Source organism: Paenibacillus sp. BJ-4 (assembly GCF_020404765.1).
Taxonomy (GTDB): Bacteria; Bacillota; Bacilli; order Paenibacillales; family Paenibacillaceae; genus Paenibacillus.
This window is the reverse complement of sequence record NZ_JAIVEM010000188.1, coordinates 1-18,745: the sequence shown is the minus strand read 5'-3', so window position 1 is coordinate 18,745 and position 18,745 is coordinate 1. Positions and strand designations below refer to the sequence as shown.

Below are 18,745 nucleotides of genomic sequence, written 5' to 3'. Positions count from 1 at the left end.
GTAGCTTTTACACTGGGGGTACGAAAATAAAGCGTTTTCAAAAAACAAAAAGAAAGCGAGAGCGTATCCCTATGAGACTGAGAATTAATTTAAAAAACTTGACGGTTCAGGTCGTTATCGCTATTGTTCTGGGCATTCTTCTGGGTCACTTTTTTCCTACAACAGGCGAAAAGCTAAAAGTGCTCGGAGACGCCTTTATTAAGCTCATTAAAATGGTCATCGCTCCCATTGTATTTTTTACGGTTGTGCACGGAATTGCCAGCATGGGGGACATGAAAAAGGTCGGTCGTATTGGCGGAAAGGCGCTTCTCTATTTTGAAATCGTTACCACAATTGCGCTAGCCATTGGTCTGCTCGTGGTTAACCTCGTAAGACCGGGCGCCGGTATTGATGTGAGCAAGGCAACCGGAGACGTATCTCAATATGCTCAAAAAGCAGCGGAATCAAGTCATGGATTCGTTGATTTCATCGTTGGCATTATACCTGAAAATGTAGTAAGCGCTATGGCAGGTGGAGAATTACTGCCTATCCTGTTCTTTGCCATCCTCTTCGGGCTGTCACTGACGGCCATGGGAGAGCAAGCTAAACCCGTCATTGTCCTGTTCGACAAGCTGTCTCACGCCTTCTTCGGTATCGTCAATATGGTCATGAAATTATCGCCAATCGCCGCATTTGGTGCCATGTCATACACCATTGGTAAATTCGGCATCGGGTCGTTAACCTCTCTCGGCAAGCTGATGGGCTCCGTTTACCTGACCATGGCTCTGTTTATAATCATTGTGCTCGGTCTGATTGCTCGCATGTACGGTTTCAGTATTTTCAAGTTTATCGCTTATATCAAAGAAGAAATATTACTTGTACTCGGTACTTCCTCCTCCGAGTCGGCTCTGCCACGGATGATGGACAAAATGGAGAAATACGGCTGCTCCAAATCGGTGGTCGGCCTGGTCATTCCAACAGGCTACTCGTTTAACCTAGATGGTACGGCAATCTATTTGTCCATGGCCGCCATTTTCGTAGCCCAGGCCTCCGGCGTGGATATGACCCTATGGCAGCAGCTGACACTGCTCGGCATCCTTATGCTGACCTCAAAGGGAGCAGCGGGCGTTACGGGCTCCGGATTTATCACGCTGGCAGCCACACTCGCGGCGTTCCCTTCCATTCCGCTGGCGGGAATGGCGCTGCTGCTCGGAGTGGACCGCTTCATGTCAGAAGCACGCGCCATCACCAATCTGATTGGTAACGGAGTCGCTACCGTCATTGTCGCCAAATCAGAAAATGAGTTTCATCCGGGCAGACAGGCGGAGATGGCCCCAGCGTCGGCTGAGCTTGAAGCCCGTCCCTTGAACAGCCCGATTACGAAATCTGTATAATAAGGCAATGCTTTATGATAGAGCCGGTTTACGGCTCTTTTTTACGTTCAACGGAACAAGGTTTTAACAGAGGAAAGGACAAAATGCTTTCCAGTATTCTTGATTTACACATTTGGCTCCCGTTTTGCAAACTCTTGTAACATACCTCTTATTTGTTCTACCAATAAAGCAGGTGCTTTCTTTGGTGAACCCGTGTCAAACGGAGGCTGAGGATCGTATTCCAAAATCAACTGGACTCCTTTACTCATATCTTCTCCCAATTCCCATGCTATTAGCTGGAGTGCCATATCAATACCAGAGGAGACACCGGCTGCTGTGACGATTTTGCCCTGACGAACCACTCTCTCATCTGTTGGAATGGTTCCAAGAGATTGGAGCAGGTCTAAGGAACCCCAATGACTGGTGGCTACGGTTCCATTTAACAAGCCTGCGGCGCTCAAAATCAGAGAGCCGTTACAAACCGATGTGGTCCATTTCGTAGTTTCATGTATTTGGCGAATCCAATTTAACGTTTCTTCGTCATTCATTGGAGTTTTATAATTTGGCGGACTGCAACCTGGAACAACAAGAATATCAGCTGAAGTAACTTCAGAAAAACTATAATCGGCATGCAAATATCCCATATTTGAATCCAGTTTGATTAACCCTTTTTTCTTAGCGACAAACTTCACTTCACATTTCAGTGTAGCAGCAAATACATCGTATGGACCAATTGCATCTAATGCGGTGATTCCATCGAAAAGCATGATTGCGATTTTCATGATGATCTCTCCTTTGAAGTGGGATTTTATTCTTGCACACCAATACTATCATACATATACGGGGTATGGGTATATTAAATATTGCGAAAGCAGTATCTTAATTTCAAACGCCTCTTGTCACAAATATTGATTGAGAAATGCCCATGTAAACCTTTAATAGTACATACCTGTAAAAAGGCGCACTTAAAAAGGGCTACCCCCAGGGTAGTCCTTTTTAGCATCATAAAAGCTAACTCCATCATGCCTGCAAATCTGTTTATCGAGAGCCAGCTTAAGAGCTTTACTTTCTCAACTGACCATAATATAAGTCGCTGTAAAAGCCTTTATGGGTCAGCAGCTCATCATGAGAGCCCTGTTCCTCCAGACGACCATCCTTCAAGACCAAAATCCGATCAGCCTGACGAATGGTATTCAGCCGATGCGCGATGACGAAACTTGTTCGACCCTGCATGAGCCGCTCCAGTCCTTCTTGTATTTTGATCTCGGTAATGGTATCAATGCTGCTGGTTGCCTCGTCGAGGACAAGAATTGCAGGATTCGCCAAAATAGCGCGGGCGATAGCCAGCAGCTGTTTTTGTCCTTGGCTGATGCCGCTACCGTTGGCCTCCAATACCTTGTTGTACCCGTCCTTCATCCGCATGATAAAGGAATGAGCATTCGCCAGCCTGGATGCCTCCTCAACCTCCTCGTCCGTGGCATCCAGCCTGCCAAAGCGGATGTTGTCACGGATTGTTCCCTGAAATAGGAAGGAATCCTGCAACACAAACGCCATATGGGAGCGCAAGCTTTCACGCTGTATGGTCGTAATGTCGCGCCCGTCCAACGTAATCGTTCCCTTATCAGGAGTGTAGAACCTGGAAATCAGCTGAATCAGCGTTGTTTTTCCAGCCCCGGTTGGACCGACCAGCGCGATCATTTCGCCAGGCTTGGCTTCAAAGGAAATACCCTCCAGCGTATCGCTCCCTGCATCATAGCCGAAGGAAACATCGGTAAATCGTACGGCTCCTTCTACATGCTTCAGAGCCATTGCACCTTGCTCGTCCTTGGACTCTTCATCCTCATCCAATATTTCAAATACACGCTCAGCTCCGGCAATGGCAGACAACAGTGTGTTCCACTGGTTAGCCAAATCGTTTAGCGGTCTGGTGAACTGGCGGGCATACTCTACGAATACAATAATCGTACCTATGGTAATGGAGCCGTGAATCGCCAAAATCCCGCCGATCCCCGCTACAATGGCAAAGCTGAGGTTGTTCAGTCCGTTCATCAGCTTGGGGATAAAGCCGGAGATGGTTTGCGCCCAGAAGCCCGACAGACGAATGCGATTACTCCGCTCACCAAAACCGTGGATGACTCTCTTTTCCTGTGAAAATGCTTTAATAATCTGCTGCCCGGACAGCGTTTCTTCAATATAACCATTCAGTTCGCCCAGGTTGTTCTGGCGTTCCTTATATAAAGGCCCGGTCCGGCGTGTAATCCAACGCATCCCGGACGCCATTAGCGGCACTACGATAAAGGTCAGCAGTGTCATCAAAGGACTTAACCACAGCATGACTGCAAGGGTACCGACCAGCGTCAATATGCTCGAAAAAATTTGAATAGCCGAGCTGTTCAGCGTAGAACTGACATTTTCGATATCATTGGTCAGGCGGCTCATGATCTCTCCCTGTTGACGTTTGCCGTAAAAAGGAATCGGCAGCCGATGCAAATGCGAAAACAGATCAAAACGCATCCGGTATACAGTCTCTTGGGCGATTTCAATCATCCAGATATTTTGCAGCCAGGAGGTCAGCGAGTTGAGCAGATATACAGTCGCTAATCCAATCAGAAAATAAATCCACGTGCGTCCACCCGGACCTTCGAGAAAATCATCCACCGCTACGCCGACCAAATACGGACCCAATAGAGCCAGCCCCGAGCTGAGCATGACCATAAACAGCACCAGCATCAGCTTGGCCTTGCGGCGGGCCAGATAAGCCCATATCCGACCTAGCGTACCGGACCAGTTCTTCGCCTTGGCCTTGCGGCGTCCTTCGGCGCCTGCCGGATTACGCAGTACACCAGACGATGGTGTCGGCTGACGGAACGGATCAATGAGTTCCTTGAGCATGCGACTCCTCCTTTCCGTATTGCGATTCATAGATGCGTCGATACAGTTCTGAGCTATTCATGAGATGCTCATGACTTCCGCTCGCGATTAGACGACCCTCATCCAGCAGTAAAATCTGATCCGCCGATGCGGTCGAGCTGATCTTCTGTGTAATGAGAAATGTCGTGCAGGACAGGCCATCCAGCGCTTTCAGCAGCGCTGCTTCGGTTCGAACATCCAGCGCACTCGTGCTGTCGTCCAGAATAAGTATCGCCGGACGGCGCACCAGCGCACGGGCAATGGATAGCCGCTGCTTCTGACCGCCGGACAGATTGACGCCGCGCTGCCCGAGCAAGGTATCATAGCCTTGCGGCAGGCGTTCAATCGTATCATGAATTTGCGCCATCCGGGCGGCCTCCTGAATCTGCTCCAGGCTGGCATTCTCCAGCCCCCAAGCAATATTGTCGCGAATCGACCCGGTGAATAACAGCACCTCCTGCGGTACATAGCCAATGGCCTCACGCAGTATGGAAGCGTCCAGCTCATGCGCATCCTTTCCGTCAAAGCGCACATGACCGGCATCTTCTTCATACAGACGTGTAATCAGCTGCACAAGCGAGGACTTACCCGAGCCCGTCGCCCCCATAATAGCTATACGCTCACCTGGCCCAGCCTTAAAAGTAACATCCTTTAGTACGGCCAAATCGCTGCCCGGATAATGAAAGCTCACCCGTTCCAATTCCACCTGTCCCTCAATTGGCGTATTATGTGTTGGAGTAGACGCACCCGCTCCATATTCTTCATGATGTGTTTCCAGTACCTCTCGAATCCGTCCCGTAGATGCGGTCGCCCGGGAAAACACGACCACGATGCCGGACAAGGCAGACAAAGCCCCAATCGTCCGCAAGGAATAATTGACGACTGCGACTACCTGTCCTACACTCGCATCCCCTGTGGAAATTTGTCCTCTTCCAAACCAAAGCACCGCGATAATTCCCACGTTCATCGTAAACAAAATGAACGGCATCGTCGTTTCTGTCCAGCGTAGAGCAGATACCGTCCCTTTCATCAATTCGCTTCCATAATGGGCAAAACGCTCGATTTCATGCCGCATCCGCACAAACACCCGAATCAGCCGAATCCCGGTCAGATTCTCCTGAATCACCCCGTTCACATCATCCAGACGACGCTGAACGCCTTTAAACAAAGTGATCGTCCGCCGCATCATCACTAACACAAACACAAATAGCACCGGCGCCATAATCGCCAGCAGCAAACCAAGCCTGAAATGTACGACCAATGCCATCACAATACTGCCGATGACCACCAGCGGAACCCGTGTCATAAACCGCAGGCTCATAAACACCGTATCCTGTACTTGCGTAACATCCCCCGTCAAACGTGTAATCAGCGATGAGGTGGCAAAACGCTTAAACACCGGATAGGAAAAGGACTGGACCTTGCGGTACAGCGTTTCCCGTAAATCATAGCCAAAGCCCTGACTTGCATGTGAAGCAAAAAAGGAGCTGGCAATGCCCGCCATAAAGGCGATAACGGCACTCCCTACCAGCACACCGCCCCATAACCAGACAATGGACAAATCCTGCTGCCGGATACCCTCATCAATGATTTTGGAGATCAAATATGGCTGCGATAACTCCACCGTCAGTTCCAGCAGCATCATCACGAGCGCTGCGATAGCTGGAACCCGATATTTTTTTAGAAAAGAAAACATCATCCTCACAAGCATTCCTCCAATTGCCAGGCAGCCGTCCTTCCAGATCAGCATCTAATCGTCATATGAATCGAACCTGCCGCAAAACCATTTATACGAACTTTATACAGCACTATATTGTATTATACCCCTCTGAACGACTTCGTTTAACCAGCAAATTCGAGACTTCGCTTGCAGCCATAACATGATATGTAAAAAACAACAGAACGAATAAACCTCCATTGGCGTTGGAGGTTATATGAAAGAAAGCGTTCCAGTCACGGCACACTCACCGGACAGAAACGCTTTTTGATTAGTTCGACAGTTCTGCCGGATAATGCTCCAGCCAGTGCTTTAAGTCCTTGCTGTAGATGACCCGCTTCGGGTCTTCACCGACCAGGCGAAGCCGCTCCAGCAGGAATTGGATTTCATCGGAGCCTGCCTTGATTCCCTCCTGCTCCAGCATATATTGAACTGCACTTCTGCCCGAATGCTTGCCGAGCACGAACGAATGGTCAGTACCCAGCTCGGTCGGATCAAGGGCCTGGTAGGCGGAACGCTCCTTCAACAGACCATTGATATGTATGCCGGATTCATGAGCGAATACCATATCTCCTACAATTGGCTTGCCCTCGGGAATGACTCGGTTGGAGGCTTTGGACACCAGTGCAGCCAGCGGGTTCAGCAGCTCGGGGCGAACGCTGCAGGTTCCCTCATATAAGTCCCTCCATGACATCACTACCTCCTCCAGCGCCGTATTGCCTGCCCTTTCCCCAAGGCCAGACACCGTGGTACTGGCCCAGACAGCTCCCGCCTGCAAAGCTGCCAGGGTATTGGCAAGCGCTAGGCCATAATCGTTATGGCAGTGGATCTCGAGCTCCACATCCTGCGGGACACGCGATACAAGCCTGCCTATGCGGGCCGCTATGGCATCGGGATGGTGAACGGACAGCGTATCGGCATATCTGAACCGCCGGATACCATCCCTGTAGAGCTGATTCGCCAGCTGCTCCAGGAACAGATCATCTGCCCTTGAAGCATCCTCAAAGCCTACGGAGACAGTCAATCCTTTACACAGACCGTAATCGACAGACTTGCGGATCAGCTCTGTCACCTGCACAGGAGTCATACCCAGCTTGGCCTTCATCTGCACCGTCGATACGGGAACCGAAATATGGGCCCAGTCGACACCCGTCGATTGCGCTGCATCAATATCCGAGAACACTGCGCGGTTCCAGGTCATTAGCTTCATCTGAAGTCCGAGAGCGGCAATCCTGGCAATAGACCTGCACTCTGCCTCCCCCATTGCCGGAATTCCGATCTCAGCCTGCTCCACCCCCGCCAGATCCAGCATGATGGCAATTTCTGCTTTCTCCTTCGCCGAAAAGGCAACGCCCGGAGCCTGTTCTCCGTCACGAAGCGTCGTATCACAAATGTGCAATTGACTCATCTGTATCCCCTCCTGTTCCGCAGCACGGACAACGCGGATTGCGCTTGACGGCTATGCTGCAGCTGCTCATATCCAGCACATTCATACGGTGCATGCGGTCAGTAAACAGATTGCCCGCATCTGTAATCCATTTGACTGCTTCCAGTGCGGCCATGCAGCCAATCAAGCCGGAGGTGGCTCCCAGGACCGGGAATCCCAGAGGCTCCCAAGGCTGCCCTCCTTCCGGGTAGAGACATTCCAGGCATGCCGTCCTGCCGGGAATAATGGTCATCAACGATACTTCATAGCCGTACATGGCGGCTTCTATCATCGGTCTGTCATATCGAACACACAGCCTGTTCAGCGTATATCTTTCGGGAAAGTCATATCGCGCATCAATCACGAGATCTGCCGCCTCTACCCATGGCCCGGAGAATTTCTCCGTGATTCTGTGGGCGTGGCCCACAAGCTCGGTCTCCGGATTGATACGATGCAAATGCTGCAATGCTGTCTCCATCCGTTCCTCGCCGATTCGTCCGCTGTCCATCAGCACCTGCCGATTCATATCGGGCAGATGAATTACGCCCTCATGGGCCAATATCAGCTTTCCTACTCCGGCAGCGGCCAGGTACATGGCCGCTGTCCCTCCCAATCCTCCAATGCCTGCAACCATGACAGTGGCCTGCTTTAGTCTGTTCTGACCTTCCATTCCCAGCAGCTTCAACTGGCGTCCGTATCTGCTGTCTTCCAGCAGCCGTACCATTCGTCCACCCCCTCCATGTGCGACTCCCGCCTTAAAGATATTCGTTCCGCATGATCTTGACACTACATATCGTCGCTCTTTCTTACAGAAGGCTTATGATTCGACCTTGCCGCTGCCCTCCTCAGCATGCAAGATTTTGGCAAGCCACATGGGCGGATTGCGAGCCAGCATATTTTGGAGACGCTGGACCTGCTCCTCAATGGAGCTGCCGTAGGCTACCTTTACAGGCATAATGGTCCGTTTGGTAACCTGTGCAGCGGCCGAAGCGCCGATCTGTACCAGGAAGATCAGGGCACAGTCCTCGATCAAGCCAATTCGGCTGGCGATTTTGCCCGCTTCGTTCTCATCGCTGCCAGGGGCTAACTGCCGATGCTCCAGGAACTGGACGCCTGAGAGCCGAATTTCGAAAACAGTGAACATGGGGCTCTGCCCAAAATGAGCATTCACAAGCACCCCGTCTTCCGTCGCAAATGCAACCTTCATCCTCCCTTCCCCCTTTCGGCAAGCAATACATTGCCCACCTTGTTCACCCACTCCATGGTTCCACGGTATCCGACGCTTACGGATGTATGGGCGCCCAGCTCGTCATACACCGGCAAGCCTGCCGGTACGAATGAGGCGCCGGCCCGTACCGCTCCCTTTCTTCCATGCGAATTGCTGATCCACAAATCCACGCCCTGCGCGCTCTCCTCTGCATCATCCAGATCACCGATCCAGATTTCCCGTTCTGTCTTCAGCAAAGCGGGCGTGCTGCAGGTTGTAACTAGCCGCTTCAGTTCCACTCCCATCTCCTCTAGCCAGGCTGCGGTCGACAGCATATGATCCGGTTCAAGCGCCACTACAGCCGAAGCGCCGGAATAATAGAAATGGGCATCCAGCATGCTGTCCAACAGATTTTCACGCTGCCAGCGGAAACGGACGGGGGCTGGCTCGCGACTGATCTTCTGCAGGAAATGTATGAACGCATCGCTCGCAGCCAAGCCAGACAGACCATCGAACAAGTGATAGGGAATGCCTGCGGCATGAGTCAGCCTGCGTGCCGGACGCTCCATGCTTGCGCCAATGGCAATAGTGCAGGAAGACTCCAGCATCTGGCAGGCTGAATCCAGCGGAGTTCCCCCTCTTGTCAAAGGGGAAAAGCCTGTCAGCAGGTGACCGGACAAGGAAGTAGAGATATCAGGGAGCGAAATAACCTCCAGGCCGAAGGAAGCGATAATATCCTTGATTTCCATGACATCTCCGGCAGTCAGATAAGAAGCCGGCAGCAGATTGACCTGCGTCCGGCGCTGTTTTTTGGGAGACTTTCCTCCGGCCAATCCGAGTACGGCATCCATTAGCGCTTCTACTGTACTGCTGTAGCCCGTCTCCAGGGAACCGTGAAAATCAGGCAGAGATACAGAAAACAACAGACTGTCCTTCAATGCCCGTTCTCGCTTGAATGCCTTTACTCTGGATTGAAAATCAACGCCGGCCACCTCGGTAAGGGCCGTGCTGATAACGCCGATGACATCCGGGTGGTGCTTGGACCAGATATGATCCAGCGCCTCCTCCAGATTCCGGTCTGCGTCAAATATAACGTCCATCTCTTGCAGCGCCGAGGTCTGAACGGCGATCGGCTCTCGAAAATGGCGGGTCAGCAGCGCCTTGGAGAAGGCCGAGCAGCCCTGAGCGCCGTGCAGCAAAGGCATTGAGCGATATATCCCCTGCAGAGCCAGCACGCCGCCCAAAGGCTGTCCTACCTTGAGCGGGTTGACACTCACAGGCTTCGTGGCGGATTTAATCGGCAAATTCCGTCTCCTCCTCCCATGGAGCCAATTTGGCGGTCAGCTCCCATACCGGATGCTGCAGCGTATGTACAAGCTGTTTCGCCAGGGACAATAGCCCATCATAGCCCGCATAAGCCTTGTGCCGCTCCTGATTGATGTCCACAAAAGGAATCTGTTCCTTAATCGCCATATACATGTTCCGTCCCCCGGCAATGACCATGTCGGCCTTGCGGCTCCGTACGGTCTTGAGGATCTGCCGGGCGCCGCCTTCCGGGATGTATTCCGCATCATCCCCGATACGGGCAGCAATCCGGGATACATCCTCGGCAGTGCTCTTATTCGTCCCTACCCCAACCACCTTAATGCCCAGCTCCTGCAAAGCCGTAATGACAGACCAGCTCTTCACACCTCCGGTATAGAGCACTGCCCGCTTACCTTTCAGCTGCTTGCGGTAGGGCTCTAGCTCCAGCGAGAGCCTCATTTCCTCCCGTGCGGCCAGCTTATCCACTCGTCGTTCCACTTCACGATCTCCGGTCAGGTAGGCCATCTGCCGCAAGGAATAACTCGTTTCCTTTGCTCCGTAAAATGAACCCTCAAAATAAGGAATGCCGTATTTGCGCTCCATTTGCACCGCCAGACCCAGCAAAGCCCGGCTGCATACGACCATATTGACCTTGGCGCGGTGCGCCCAGCCCACCTCACGGAATCGGCCGTCCCCGGTAATTCGGGACAGAATACTCATTCCCGTCTGCTGCATCAGCCGCTCGATATGCCACATCTCGCCCGCTATATTGTATTCCCCGATGAGATTGACATCATGGGAGGTCGTCTGTTCCGGCTCGGTGCTGCCGATAACATGCTGGAGCAGCACATCTCCGGCCAGCCGGGTCCCGAGATTCTTGCTGCCCACAAATCCCGGGCTGTTCACCGGAATGATCGGCGTTCCCAGCCGCTCCGATTCAGCCTTGCATACCCCCTCGATATCTTCACCGGTGAGGGCTGTGACGCATGTTGTATAGACGAACACTGCCGGAGGCGCAAAACGTCTGACAATGTAGCGAATCGATTCATGCAGCTTCTGTTCACCACCAAAAATGATGTCCTGTTCTCCAAGATCCGTAGTGAAGCCATACGCCGACAGCTCCGGACCGCTGGACAAGCTGCCTCTGCTCTCCCAGCTGTTGCCGAGACACGCAATCGGTCCATGCACCAAATGAGCCGCATCTGCAATGGGGATCAGTGTAATCTGGGCCCCGTCAAAGGAGCAGCCACCCGAAGCCTCCCCCGGCACAGGCCGGGGACAGGGCGTGCTTTTGGGAATTTTGTTGCCGCAGGATACCTCCAGCCTTCCGTTAGACACAGCCGCCTCCATCAGCACAACCCCCTTATTTCAGATAGAATCCATTGTCACAAGTCCAGCAACCAACTTCCATCTACGCGCTACACCGATTAGCGTACCAGATCAAAGCTGTGATCCGGAGCCTGCTCCTCCATGACATCCAGTACGGTATTTACGAATTGGGTAAGCAGATTCAACGCCCCCTGATAGCCGATAATCGGATAACGATGCATATGATGTCTGTCGAAGATCGGGAAGCCCACACGCAGCAGAGGAATGTTCGCCTCTTTGGCCGCAAACTTCAAATGAGAGCTGCCAATAGCCAGGTCCACCGGGTCCTCGAACAGCAGCGAACGCATATGCCACAAATCCTGACCGCAATGCACCTTTGCTTCTGCACCGTAGGGACTGGACTTCAGCAGACGCTCTGCTTCCTTCTCAAATTTCCGGTCCCCATTGGAACAGACAATGTGCACCGGCTCCATGCCCAGCTCCAGACAAAAGCCAATTAAGCCGATGAGCGTATCCGGGTCTCCCGCCATAGCCACACGTTTGCCGTGCAGATAAGCATGCGAATCCATCATGGCATCGAGAGTTCGGGCGCGCTCCTGCTTCAATGCCTCGGGAATTTCGATTCCGGACAGCCGGCTGATCTCTTCAAGCAAGCGATCTGTAGCGCGGATGCCCAGCGGAGTGGAGATGGAGGACACCTGTTGCCCCCAGGTTCGCTTTATATAACCCAATGTTTTACGAAGAGAGTGCTGCTGGATCGCCAACGTACCGGCAGCGTCTGCGGCTTTGGTTACATCCTCAAGCGGCGTTCCCCCATAATAGTAGCTGTACTCCCCAGCAGCGCCTGAATCAAAATTACTGCTGTGGTCGCCCAGAATGGTATACGGTACGCCAAACAATCCCAGTATACGCCGCATTTCTGCAAAATTGCCCGTATACCCCTCAAACCCAAGCAGTACATTCAGCTTCAATTCATGACCAGGCTGCGGCGTCCGGCCTGACTTGCTATACAGCGTCTCCAGTACAGAGCGCAGCATGGCATCATAGCCTGTAATGTGTGAACCGGAAAAGCTGGGGGTATTGGCAAAAGGAACAGGCATATCCTCGGGAAGGGCTCCCTCCTGACGGGCATTGGCCAGGAAGGCGGACAGATCATCCCCGATCACCTCTGCCATACAGGTCGTGCATACGGCAATCATCTCCGGCTTATACAAGGCGATGCAGTTCTCCATACCGTCAATCAGGTTGCGCATGCCGCCGAATACGGCGGCATCCTCGGTCATCGAGGTGGATACAGCAGGAACTGGCTCTTTAAAGTGGCGGGCAAGATGGCTGCGGAAATAGGCCGTGCAGCCCTGTGAGCCATGAATGAACGGGAGCGTTTTTTCGAAGCCCAGCGCAGCCATGATCGCTCCCAGCGGCTGACAAGCCTTGGCCGGGTTCACGACTACGGCTGTACGGGCGAAATTCTTGTCCTTGTATTCCGTCGTCTTGGTGTACTCCAGGGTGGCGGTAACCTCCTCCGGCGAGCAAGGGGCCTCGAAGGCTCGTTTTCCCTCACGCTGGCGCACATATTTATCCTGCCGAAACAGCTGATTGTGATCGACAATATTCAGACGCTCGCTCATATCGACACCTCCGCAATTTGCCGGGACGGCAGCAGGCTCCATACTGGACTGTTAATGGTCATATCCATATCACGTGCAAAAATCTTGAAGCCGTCAAAGCCATGATAAGGCCCGCTGTAATCCCAGGAGTGCATTTGGCGGAAGGGAATGCCCATTTTGTGATACACATATTTCTCCTTGACTCCGGCGCCCATCAAGTCAATATTCAGTCGCTGGGCCAATTCCTCCAGTTCATAGGCCGTTGGATCATCGTACAAAATCGTGCCTTCCTTTACATCGGGAAACGTTTTTTCGTAATCATCCTTATGGGCAAATTCATAGCCAGTAGCCACAATTTCCATACCCAGATCCTCATAGGCACCGATGGTATGCCTTGCCCGCAGCCCGCCAATCAGAAGCATCACCTTTTTACCTTCCAGCCGGGGGCGATATTTACGGATGACCTCCTCCATCTGCGGCATATATTGGGCGATGACCTGCTCACATTTCTCCTGAATCGTTTCGTCAAAGCGGGCGGCAATCGCCCTTAGGCTCTCCACCGTCTTGGTCGGGCCAAAGAAGTTATATTCCATCCAGGGAATTCCGTATTCCTGCTCCATCGTTGTACACATATAATTCATTGAACGATGACAATGGATCAGGTTGAGCTTGGATTTATGGGCAATGCCCAGCTCATTGATCGTGCCGTCACCCGACCACTGCGCTATGACCCGCAGTCCCATTTCCTCCAGCAAAATGCGTGAGGCCCAGGCATCTCCGCCAATATTATAGTCCCCGATAATGGAGACATCATAAGGCCCGCACTCCTTCAGCTCGCGGCGACCCATCAGAAAATCGCGGATAGCATCATTGGCAATGTGATGGCCCAGAGACTGACTCACCCCGCGAAAGCCCTCACAGCGTACAGGAATGACTGGAATGCCCAGCTCCTCTGTCATCTTCTTGGCCACAGCCCCGATATCATCACCAATCAGTCCAACCGGACATTCAGATTGTACGGAGATGCCCTTAGCCAGCGGGAACATCTCCTTAATTTCCCTGCAGATCACCTCCAGTTTCTTATCTCCGCCAAACACGATATCCTTTTCCTGAAAATTGCTTGTAATCTGCATAGCGGTAAAATTATTGATTCCCAATACCCCATTCGCATAATTGCGTCGGGTACCCCAGCTGTATTGTCCGCAGCCGATGGGACCATGGCTAATGTGCACCATGTCTTTAATCGGGCCCCATACCACACCCTTGGACCCTGCATAAGCGCAGCCCCTCGCCGTCATGACGCCGGGTCGTGATTTCATGTTGGACTTGATGGAACAGGTTCCGCAGTTCACAAGCTCCTCATCCGCGATCTCAAAATGCTTGGTCCGGTCCTTCTTTGACTTCTGGGGATATACCTCCAGTATCTCCTCTACGATCTGCTTTCCCTTATCCACAATACTGCTCATTTGGCCTATTCCTCCCTCCTGCAAGCTGCGCGTTCAGCTCCCCACCATCATCCGATGTTTCCGTCATTAAGCCTTCTGGCTGCGGTCTACTGCCCTGACGCCTCAGCTTTTTTAATTGCGGTCTCTTCATCCTCAATAATGCCGAATTCCATCAACAGCTCCTCCAGCTCTTCCATGGAAATGGGAGTGGGAACCGTTAGCATATCGTTATTCAAAATTTTACCTGCCAGCTCTTCATACTCCGCAGCCTGCTTATGGTCCGGGCTGTATTGAGTAACGGTCATACGGCGCAGCTCAGCATGCTGCACAACATTATCACGCGGCAAAAAGTGGATCATCTGCGTATTCAGTCTTCTTGCAAGCTCTGTAATCAAATCTGCTTCCCGGTCCGTATTCCGACTGTTGCAGATTAAGCCGCCCAAACGCACCCCGCCGCTGTTGGCGTACTTTAAGATCCCGCGCGCAATATTGTTGGCAGCGTACATGGCCATCATTTCACCTGAGCATACAATATAGATTTCCTGAGCCTTCTTCTCCCGGATCGGCATAGCGAAGCCTCCGCACACTACGTCCCCCAGTACATCGTAGGACACAAAATCCAGCCCTTCGTAGGCTCCCTCTTCCTCCAAAAAATTAATGGCTGTGATAATTCCGCGCCCTGCACAGCCGACACCGGGCTCTGGCCCGCCGCATTCCACATTCAGGATGTCACCGAAGCCCTTCTGGACAACATCCTCCAGCTCCAAATCCTCCACCGTACCCCTTTCAGCCGCCAGATGCAGTACTGTCTGCTGGGCCTTCGTATTCAGAATTAGACGGGTGGAGTCTGCCTTGGGATCACAGCCTACGATCATAATTTTTTGTTTGAATTTGGTCGCGAGCTGAGCCAATGTATTCTGCGAGGTCGTCGATTTGCCAATACCGCCCTTACCGTAAAACGCTATTTGTCTCATATCTTCTCAGCCTCCAAAATGTTCAATGGGTGAATCTGAATGAATGCCCTTAGCTCTCTTATTGCGCTTACTTCCCTCACTGCTCTGCACAGGATACATATAACGCAGAAATTTTACATATTCCAGAACGGATTCCTCAATATCCCCGCCGCATACAATAGGCAGCACGCCAGCTTCCTGCAATGCCTCTTTGGGGGCCTCACCTATGCCGGCCGACAGCAGCAATGCACAGTCATGCACCATGGAAAGGATCTCCTTCATCGTCTCGGCCTTATCCCCATTGCAATCGGCTTTCCCGTGACAGTAGGATTGCACCTTGCGGATGCCTACGAAATTGACAATCGTCCCGTCGCTTTCATAGATCATGAACTCCTTGGCACGGCCGAAATGCTGATTCACCTTTCCTCCGCCACGACTGGCCACAGCGATCAGGACCGGTTTTGAGGTAAAGCTTGATTCAGGCTCACCTCCCGATAACGGACAGCTACAGCCAGCCGCGGTTGACGATTGTTTGGGGTGCGATTGTCCCTCCTTGCGTTCCATCCTTACTCTCACCTTCTCATCCAGTTCTTTCTGAAATTGTGCCCTTGCCCCTTCATCCATGGGAGGAGCGGCCGCTATGTTCTCCCATGTAAAATCCTGATTGCGATCCTCGCCCAGCAGGCCGATTGCATCCGCCCTGCACTGACGGCAATGGCGCATAATAACGGCTCCCGCGTCAGCACATTGCTCCTGCAGCTGCCGCACCAGACGGGGACGAGGGGCCTGCATCCCTTCCTGCTCATACCGGCTGCCGGGAGCGATGATGAGCGGCATAATGTTGTGAATCACTGCGCCATGCTCCTTGACCACCCTGGCTACCTCCGGCAGATGGGCATCGTTGACTTCGGGAATCAGTACCGAGTTCACCTTGCACAATACGCCTCTTGAAGCCAGCATCTTCAAGCCTGCAAGCTGGCGGTCAATCAACAGCCGCGCGCCCTCCTCTCCGGTATAACGTTTTCCTTCATCGTGGACCCATCCATAAATGCGGCTTCCCACGACTGGATCTACAGCATTGATCGTGATCGTGACATGCGAAATACCCAACTCTACAATCCTGTCGACATGCTTGATCAAGGTAAGTCCATTCGTACTGAGACAGAATATGACATCCTTAACTGTCTCACGGACCCGGCGGAAGGTATCGAAGGTTGCGTCTGCATTGGCCAGCGGATCTCCAGGTCCCGCTATGCCGACAACGGACAGCTGCATGAGCTGAGCCGCTACGCCATAGGTCTTGCGTGCCGCCTGCTCCGGCGTGAGCAGTTCACTGACCACGCCGGGACGGCTTTCATTGACGCAATCGAATTTGCGGTTGCAATAATGGCACTGAATATTGCATGCCGGAGCTACCGGAAGATGAATGCGCGCAAAATAGCGATGTGCCTCTTCGTTATAACAGGGATGTCGTCTGAGAGTTTCTAATGCTAAGGGGGTTTCCGAGAGATCAGCTAAAGAGTCCATTCATTCCCTCCTCTCCACGTTATATTCCCTTACACAAATCTCTAATTTGGTCTGGAATATAATTACATCTTAGAGACAGAGGCAAATCCAGTCAATTCGCTTCTCCATGAAATCTCTGACATTTGTCCTCATTTCACATATGTGTCAATTTTTACGTCAGGTAATATATCGCATTGTTAACATGTGTGCGGTTACATTTCATTTTCTCAATGACATCAGGACATAAAAAAGAGAGTCCGCACAGACGGAGGATGAAACATTTCCGGCAAAACGAACCTCGGAACCTTGGCAAGCACCTGCCAATCCTCGAATCGGCCGTCTGCACTCCCCTCTTTCAAAGCAATAGAGTTAAACGAAGTTACTAATTTACTTTACAAACGTAAAAATTAATTGATCATTTGTAACACGAACATTGCTATTTCATGCGAACTATTATACATTTAGGATACATTTTTAGGTCTATACGAGAATTCGGAAAGGCGACCGTACCTCACCGACAATCATATATAAGCGAAGGTGGAACCTGTCCATGAGGAAAGAAAAAGTTACTATTCAAGATATCGCCGATGCTTTGGGAATCTCCCGAAACACTGCTTCCAAAGCAATTAATGGAAGTGACAGCGTCCCGATTGAGACTCGGAACAAAGTCATAAAAAAAGCGATAGAACTCAAATATAAGCAATTTGCCTATGTGGAAACAGAGAGCATCATTCCGAAAAAACAAGGTAACATCGCCCTGTTCACATGCAATCTGCCGAACAGCTCGCATTTTGGCTCCTTGCTCATCAGTGGTCTGGAGAAAAGAATCAGCGCGGAAGGGTATAACCTGTCGATTCATATTGTGCGGGAAAATGAATTATATGCAGGAGCACTTCCTAATAATTTTGAAGCCTCCAAGGCCGATGGAATCATTTGTATTGAAATGTTTGATCCACAATATAGTGAACTCGTTACGAGTTTGGGACTGCCCACGATCTTTATCGATTGCTCGGTGGACATTTTTTATCCTGATTTGAAAGCGGATTTATTGTTGATGGAAAATGAGCATAGCGTTTATTCTGTTACCAAAAGCCTGATTCAGGGCGGATTTACGCGGATCGGTTTTGTTGGGGATTATAAGCATTGCAAAAGCTTCAACGAGCGGTGGGTTGGATATAACAGAGCTTTAATTGAAGCCGGTCTTACTGTGGATTTATCCTGTTGTATCATCGACCACGACCGAAATTTTTTCTCCGAGTCGGATTGGATGGATAAACAGTTGGAGGGGATGAACGAGTTGCCGTCTGCGTTTGTGTGCGCCAATGATTTTATTGCCGTCAGTGTCATGAAAGCGCTCAAAAATAAAAACATGAAAATTCCTGCGGATATTGCCGTGTTTGGATTTGATAATGCTCCTGAATCCCGGATTGTGGAGCCTCATCTATCTACCGTCCATATTTACAACAACGAGATGGGTATTACGGCAGCTGAGATGCTACTGGCGCGGGTCAAAGATCCTTCCAGACCTTATCAAATCACACATATCAAAACAGAGCCGATATATAGAGAGTCCACTCCGATATTACAATAGTGCATAAGAGCAGGAGTAGGAGTAAAAAAGGTGTTCTGACGACGCTCCGCGAACGGAACGTTGCTCCAATCGCTGTTGTATCCAGATTTTATTTAGTGGCTTAGTGGTAAAAATCCGGATACAAAGGCGACCGCTGACGCTTTTTCGCAATCGTTCCGTCCTCTCTCGCTGCTTTCAGCAGATTCCCCATTTTCAGTGCTTTTCTAAAGCTATTAAACATCTATCTCTGGTGGATGGTACGAGCCGCTTGAAAGACTCTAAAAATGCAAAAAGGCAAGCCCCTAAGTAAGTAGTGGTATTATCCCCTTCAAGTAGACACTCAAAAAAGTCCGCATGGTATCATGAGGATTGAGTGAACTTGAAGGGGATATTTGTATGGCTAAAAAAGGACAGAAAT

General features: G+C 51.3%; 14 protein-coding genes. 2 read left to right on the top strand and 12 right to left on the bottom strand.

Features of this window, described 5'->3' with window-relative positions:
- Window positions 1–71: 71 nt before the first annotated feature.
- Entirely contained in the window at window positions 72–1,373 is a 1,302-nt protein-coding gene (locus LCF57_RS26495; protein ID WP_226003332.1) for a dicarboxylate/amino acid:cation symporter, read from the top strand.
- A gap of 104 nt (window positions 1,374–1,477) precedes the next feature.
- Here LCF57_RS26495 and LCF57_RS26490 read toward each other — a convergent pair whose 3' ends face one another.
- From LCF57_RS26490 to nifB, 12 genes are all read right to left on the bottom strand, one after another.
- Entirely contained in the window at window positions 1,478–2,134 is a 657-nt protein-coding gene (locus LCF57_RS26490) for a DJ-1/PfpI family protein (protein ID WP_226003331.1), read from the bottom strand.
- Window positions 2,135–2,414: 280 nt separating this feature from the next.
- Window positions 2,415–4,244 carry an ABC transporter ATP-binding protein gene (locus LCF57_RS26485; protein ID WP_226003330.1) on the bottom strand — a complete coding sequence of 610 codons (1,830 nt, stop codon included), beginning with the start codon at window positions 4,242–4,244 and terminating at the stop codon, window positions 2,415–2,417.
- Window positions 4,225–5,961 carry an ABC transporter ATP-binding protein gene (locus LCF57_RS26480; RefSeq protein WP_226003421.1) on the bottom strand — a complete coding sequence of 579 codons (1,737 nt, stop codon included), beginning with the start codon at window positions 5,959–5,961 and terminating at the stop codon, window positions 4,225–4,227. The genes LCF57_RS26485 and LCF57_RS26480 overlap by 20 nt, the downstream gene beginning before the upstream one ends.
- Before the next feature lie 289 nt (window positions 5,962–6,250).
- Window positions 6,251–7,387, bottom strand: a complete 1,137-nt coding sequence (locus LCF57_RS26475; protein ID WP_226003329.1) for a homocysteine methyltransferase — start codon at window positions 7,385–7,387, stop codon at window positions 6,251–6,253.
- On the bottom strand, window positions 7,365–8,129 hold the full coding sequence (locus LCF57_RS26470; RefSeq protein ID WP_226003328.1) for a HesA/MoeB/ThiF family protein: 765 nt from the start codon (window positions 8,127–8,129) through the stop codon (window positions 7,365–7,367). The genes LCF57_RS26475 and LCF57_RS26470 overlap by 23 nt, the downstream gene beginning before the upstream one ends.
- Before the next feature lie 93 nt (window positions 8,130–8,222).
- Entirely contained in the window at window positions 8,223–8,612 is a 390-nt protein-coding gene (locus LCF57_RS26465) for a NifB/NifX family molybdenum-iron cluster-binding protein (RefSeq protein WP_226003327.1), read from the bottom strand.
- Entirely contained in the window at window positions 8,609–9,916 is a 1,308-nt protein-coding gene (nifN, locus tag LCF57_RS26460; protein ID WP_226003326.1) for a nitrogenase iron-molybdenum cofactor biosynthesis protein NifN, read from the bottom strand. Before nifN ends, LCF57_RS26465 begins: the two co-directional genes overlap by 4 nt.
- Window positions 9,906–11,267: a nitrogenase iron-molybdenum cofactor biosynthesis protein NifE gene (gene nifE / locus LCF57_RS26455; protein WP_226003325.1), complete on the bottom strand. Its 1,362-nt coding sequence runs from the start codon at window positions 11,265–11,267 to the stop codon at window positions 9,906–9,908. Before nifE ends, nifN begins: the two co-directional genes overlap by 11 nt.
- Window positions 11,268–11,344: 77 nt before the next feature.
- On the bottom strand, window positions 11,345–12,874 hold the full coding sequence (gene nifK / locus LCF57_RS26450) for a nitrogenase molybdenum-iron protein subunit beta (protein WP_226003324.1): 1,530 nt from the start codon (window positions 12,872–12,874) through the stop codon (window positions 11,345–11,347).
- A complete protein-coding gene (gene nifD, locus LCF57_RS26445) occupies window positions 12,871–14,319 on the bottom strand; it encodes a nitrogenase molybdenum-iron protein alpha chain (protein WP_226003323.1) in 1,449 nt (482 codons plus the stop codon). Before nifD ends, nifK begins: the two co-directional genes overlap by 4 nt.
- An 86-nt stretch (window positions 14,320–14,405) precedes the next feature.
- Window positions 14,406–15,272, bottom strand: a complete 867-nt coding sequence (nifH, locus tag LCF57_RS26440) for a nitrogenase iron protein (protein WP_226003322.1) — start codon at window positions 15,270–15,272, stop codon at window positions 14,406–14,408.
- 6 nt (window positions 15,273–15,278) lie between these two features.
- Entirely contained in the window at window positions 15,279–16,778 is a 1,500-nt protein-coding gene (gene nifB, locus LCF57_RS26435) for a nitrogenase cofactor biosynthesis protein NifB (protein ID WP_226003321.1), read from the bottom strand.
- Window positions 16,779–17,307: 529 nt separating this feature from the next.
- On the opposite strand from nifB, the gene LCF57_RS26430 reads away from it, so the two are divergent.
- The gene (locus LCF57_RS26430) at window positions 17,308–18,348 is read left to right on the top strand and encodes a LacI family DNA-binding transcriptional regulator (RefSeq protein WP_226003320.1); all 1,041 of its coding nucleotides are present in this window, start codon (window positions 17,308–17,310) and stop codon (window positions 18,346–18,348) included.
- The last annotated feature ends 397 nt before the right edge of the window (window positions 18,349–18,745 follow it).